Source organism: uncultured Methanofollis sp., from assembly GCF_937919355.1.
Classification (GTDB): domain Archaea; phylum Halobacteriota; class Methanomicrobia; order Methanomicrobiales; family Methanofollaceae; genus Methanofollis.
This window is the reverse complement of sequence record NZ_CALFSA010000234.1, coordinates 1-4,608: the sequence shown is the minus strand read 5'-3', so window position 1 is coordinate 4,608 and position 4,608 is coordinate 1. Positions and strand designations below refer to the sequence as shown.

6 protein-coding genes and 1 pseudogene are annotated in these 4,608 nt (G+C 62.8%); 6 read left to right on the top strand and 1 reads right to left on the bottom strand.

Going from position 1 to position 4,608, the window contains the following annotated elements:
• A partial coding sequence (locus Q0520_RS11430; protein ID WP_298670204.1) for a hypothetical protein occupies positions 1–196 on the bottom strand: 196 nt, incomplete at its 3' end.
• A 52-nt stretch (positions 197–248) separates the two neighbouring features.
• Here Q0520_RS11430 and Q0520_RS11425 point away from each other — a divergent pair.
• The 6 genes and pseudogenes from Q0520_RS11425 to Q0520_RS11400 all read left to right on the top strand — a co-directional run.
• Positions 249–512, top strand: a complete 264-nt coding sequence (locus Q0520_RS11425) for a hypothetical protein (protein WP_298670203.1) — start codon at positions 249–251, stop codon at positions 510–512.
• Between the two features lie 464 nt (positions 513–976).
• Positions 977–1,504, top strand: a complete 528-nt coding sequence (locus Q0520_RS11420; protein WP_298670202.1) for a hypothetical protein — start codon at positions 977–979, stop codon at positions 1,502–1,504.
• Positions 1,501–2,916 (top strand): ABC transporter ATP-binding protein, encoded by a 1,416-nt coding sequence (locus tag Q0520_RS11415; protein ID WP_298670200.1) that lies wholly within the window; start codon positions 1,501–1,503, stop codon positions 2,914–2,916. The genes Q0520_RS11420 and Q0520_RS11415 overlap by 4 nt, the downstream gene beginning before the upstream one ends.
• A complete protein-coding gene (locus Q0520_RS11410) occupies positions 2,865–3,482 on the top strand; it encodes an energy-coupling factor transporter transmembrane protein EcfT (RefSeq protein WP_298670198.1) in 618 nt (205 codons plus the stop codon). The genes Q0520_RS11415 and Q0520_RS11410 overlap by 52 nt, the downstream gene beginning before the upstream one ends.
• A 159-nt stretch (positions 3,483–3,641) precedes the next feature.
• Positions 3,642–4,121, top strand: coding sequence for a hypothetical protein (locus Q0520_RS11405; protein WP_298670196.1), 480 nt, complete (start codon positions 3,642–3,644; stop codon positions 4,119–4,121).
• A gap of 37 nt (positions 4,122–4,158) precedes the next feature.
• Positions 4,159–4,608, top strand: a pseudogene (locus Q0520_RS11400) (YgiQ family radical SAM protein); the annotation flags it as partial.

Genomic DNA, 4,608 nt, shown 5'->3' with positions numbered 1-4,608 from the left:
ATGACGTCGCCTTGACATGGCGGAGGTCCTGAGTTCGAATCTCAGCGGGCCCATACTTCTTTTTCAAGAATAAAACAGAGGAGTCTGCGGCACCCATATCCAGAACAAGCATTTTGGGTGTTTGCGACAGATACCGCAGTCTCGCCAGAGAAATGATTTTCAGGTTCCGGTTCGGAATATCGGTGACAGCATGCATACCCTTACCGCACCTCCCGAATAAGGACCGTACGAAAGACCAGAAGTGTATCATGCCCGACAGATGGAACCTGTCCGAATGCGCACGGAAGGCGGTCGCATTCAGGGACGAGAGGGGTTTCAGGGAGTTCAACGACCCGAAAAACCTGGCCGCCGCACTCTCCATCGAGGCGGCCGAACGGGAGATGAATTCCGGTACCGTATTTTTTTGCCAGGCCGACCTTTCAGGCGTCTTCCGCCACGCCGGAATGGAGGATCGATCGAACCCCACACAATTTCTCATATCAGATATAAACACCGCAGCGCCGAACGATTAGATTTATACATCTGGACATATCACCTGAAATTATGTCCAGATCTGGGACAAAAATGATCAGAAACCAGATGAACGACAGAGATATGGGCAGAGACCGGAAACGGTCGTACGACGAGTTTGATGAGGAGTTCGAACCCGAAGACTTCGGGGATAAGAGACGAAAGAGACGGTAAAGAATACATCCCCGGACAACGGGCCCGATACCCGGGCCCGGCCCGGTCTCTGGGCCGGATATCTCATATCTTTTTTCGCCGCGGTGCGTGGTTTTGCTGGTGCGGTCCCTCCCCCACCGCACCCATTATATACTGCAATGCACAACAATGTACGTAGATGCGCATGATAGAACATACTGCCCTCCCCGCGGGCCCAAGGCCCGTCGCACCGGGATCACCCCGGCGCTGGTGACCGCCGCACTCTTTTCCTCTCCCGAGCACAGCCCATCGAATATCCCTGAACCTCGATACTATGAAATCACGCGACATTGCCATTGCAGGCATCCTGCTTGCCACCGGCGCGATCATGCGCTATATCTCCCTGGTGATCCCGGGCCCGATCGTCTCGAACCTGGTCATCGCCTTCTACTGCCTTGCGATCATCCTCATCGTCCCGGCCTTCGGCGAGGCCGTCGGCATCGGCGTCGTCGCCGGGATCGTCTGCGCCCTCATCAGCCACTCGGTCTTCCCTCCCGCAAACCTCATCTCAGAACCTGTCGGCGCGGTCGTCTGCCTCCTTGCCTACACGGCGCTGAAAGGGAGGGTCGGCCTGGCGCCCGGCATCGCCACCCTCGTTGCGACCCTTGCCTCGGGGGCGACCTTCGTTGCCGTCGCCGCCCTTGCCATAGCGCCGACGATCCTGACGAAGTTCCCCTCTCTCGGGGCCTTCGTCCTGGTGACGGCCCCGATCGTCGTCCTGACCGCCGTCGTGAACGGTGGGATCGCCCAGGCACTCTCCGTTCCTGCATCTCGGGCCCTCGCACGGGGGAGAAATCCATGATCCGGATAGACGGCCTCACCTATACCTATCCCGGGGTAGACGCCCCGGCCCTGGAGGGTGTGGACCTCTCCGTCGGGGCCGGTGAACTCGTCCTCCTCACCGGCCCGACCGGGGCCGGGAAGACCACCCTCTGCCGCGCCGCAGGCGGCGTCCTCGCTCACGGCTATGACGGCACCATGCAGGGAAAGGTCAGGATCGCCGGGAAGGATGCGGCCGCCTACCGGGACATGGAAGAGATCGCCTCTGTCGCCGGCATGACCTTCGACGATGCCGACGCCCAGCTCATCCTTTCCACCGTCGAAGAGGAGATCGCATCGGCCTGCGGCGAGGGGACAGACACCGCGGAGGTCCTTGCAATGATGGATCTGGTGCATCTCAGGGAGCGGGCGCCGCACACCCTCTCCGGTGGCGAGAAACAGCGGACCGTACTCGGCGCTGCGATCGCGGGCGGGAGGCCTGTGCTGGTTCTGGACGAGCCCGCCGCAGAACTCGACTCCGCCCATGCGGCGAGAGTGGCAGGGATCCTCGCCGCCCTGAAGGAGAAGGGGACGGCGATCCTCCTTGCAGAGAACACGCCCGGCCCCTTCGCCGGGATCGCCGACCGCGTCGTGAGGCTCGAAGGAGGGCGGGTCGCCACCGGAGCCGGAACTGCGCCGCTCCGGGGCGGGCGACCGGCGGAGGCCGCGACGACCGGCATGCCCGCGGTCAGGGTCGCCGGCCTTGTCCATGCCTATGGCAACGGTTTTTCCCTCGGCCCCCTCGACCTCGCCGTCAGGGCAGGGGAGTGCGTGGCGATCACCGGTGAGAACGGGTCAGGGAAGACCACCCTGATCAGGCACCTGAACGGCCTCCTCCTCCCCGACAGGGGAACTGTCGAGGTCTGCGGCATGGACACGAAGAAGCACCCCGTCGCCGCCCTCGCGCGGAAGGCGGGCCTCGTCTTCCAGAACCCGGACACGATGCTCTTCGAGGAGACGGCAGAGCGCGAGGTCCTCTTCGGGGTAAGGAACACCGGCGTACCCGACCCGGAGAGAGCGGCACGGGCGGCCCTCTCAGCCGTCGGCCTCCTTGCACGGAAGGACGCCTACCCCCGCCACCTCAGCCGCGGTGAAAGGCAGCGCCTCGCCGTCTCCTGCGTCCTTGCGATGGACCCGGCGGTGATCGTCCTCGACGAACCGACCACCGGGCTTGCACCCGAGGAGGCGGGCATCGTCATGGACCACCTGCAGCGACTCTGCAGGGAGGGGAAGGCCGTCGTCATGGTCACCCATGACCACGGGCTTGCGGCGCGGTATGCCAGCCGGACCATCAAGATGGAAAAAGGACAGATCGTCGAAGACACCACGCACGGAGCGGAGACATGCAGGAGATCTTCCAGTACAGGAGCGGCACCGGCTTCCTCCACCGTATGAACCCTGTCGCAAAGATCGGGGGCGTCGCTGCGGTCGTCATCCTTGCCGTCCTCACAAACGATCCCCTCGTCCTCGGCGGCATGGTCCTTGGCCTCGTGGCCCTCGGCGTTGTTGCAGGCACGGGCAGGGACATCGCACAGCAGGTCCCGCTCCTCGCCTTCCTTGGCGGGTTCCTCGTCGCCATCACCGTCCTCACCATCCCGGAGATCGGCCTCTCCTTCGGCCTTGCCCTTGCCCTCCGCTTCTGCGCCATGGTCTTCGCCTTCCAGATCCTGGTGGCCACGACCATGCCGACCGCCCTTGTCAGGGCCCTGCGGAGGATCGGCTTCCCCGCCGACTACGCCCTGATGGCCCTCGTCGCCCTGCGCTTCGTCCCCCACCTCCAGATCGAGGGGACGAAGATCAGCGAGGCGCAGGCGGCACGGGGCTTCTCGCCCGGGACCGGCGTCAGGGGCATGACCAGGCGGGCCCTGCCTGTGCTCGTGCCCCTCATCGCCAATGCCCTCGGGAAGGCGGAGGTGATCGGCCTGACCATCGACCTGCGGAGGTTGCGGGAACACCTCTGACAGGGGGAGATTAATATCTGGTGTGTCCCAGGAACTGCCCGGGATAGAGAGAATCAAGAAATATATCCTATATTTTTGATATCTGCACGATTTCAAGGGGATATTTCCCGCAGGCCAAAACAGGCAGATATAAAAAGGCCTGCAGGCGACACCCTCACCATGAAAGGGGAAACAGCCCTCGGCATCATCACGGTTCTGACATTTCTCTTCATCTTCGTCTTCCTCTTCGCCACCAGCGGGGTGGGTGGAGAGACAGAGGCCGTCACCAGCGCAGATCCGGGCGCACCTCCCATGACCTATGAACCTGCGCCGGCACCCCTGCCCACATATACACCCGCAGGGAAACCGGCCGATCCGGTCGTCGGCAGATGGATCTCCGACCCGTCCTCTCACGAGGAACTTGTCCTCCACCCTGACGGCACCGGCACCCTCACGACCGTCCCGGAGAATCTTACAGAGGAAACACGCACCCGGCCGGCGTTCTGGAAGGAGGAGTCGAAGATCATGTTCGAAGGGATGCGCACATACCGCCTCACCCTCCCCGGCCATACAGAATCAATCCTCTATCTCAGCACCAGGACGGACACTCTCTCCAGAAACGGCCTCGGTATCGCCCTGACGTATACACGGTCTCCATAACACAGGTTTTTCTTCACAGGGGAGGATATCTGCAGGCATGATCCCGCAGCCACCCTTCCTCCCCATGACCCGCAAGGAAGCCGACGCCCTCGGCATCGAGGAGTTCGACGTCATCCTCATCACCGGCGACGCCTACGTCGACCACCCCTCCTTCGGGACCGCGATCATCGGGAGAGTGCTCTGGGACGCGGGTTACACCGTCGGCGTTATCGCGCAACCCGACTGGAAAAAGCCGGACGATTTCCTCCGTCTCGGCAGGCCCAGACTCTTTTTCAGCATCTCTTCGGGGAACGTCGACTCGATGGTCAACGCCTTCACCCCGCGGAAGAAGAGACGGAGTACAGACTCTTACTCGCCGGGCGGGCAGCTCCGCCGCCCCGACAGGGCGGTGATCGTCTACGCAAATATGGTCAGGTCTCTCTTCCCGGGCACCCCGATCGTCCTCGGCGGCATCGAGGCAAGTCTGCGCCGCTTCGCCCACTACGAC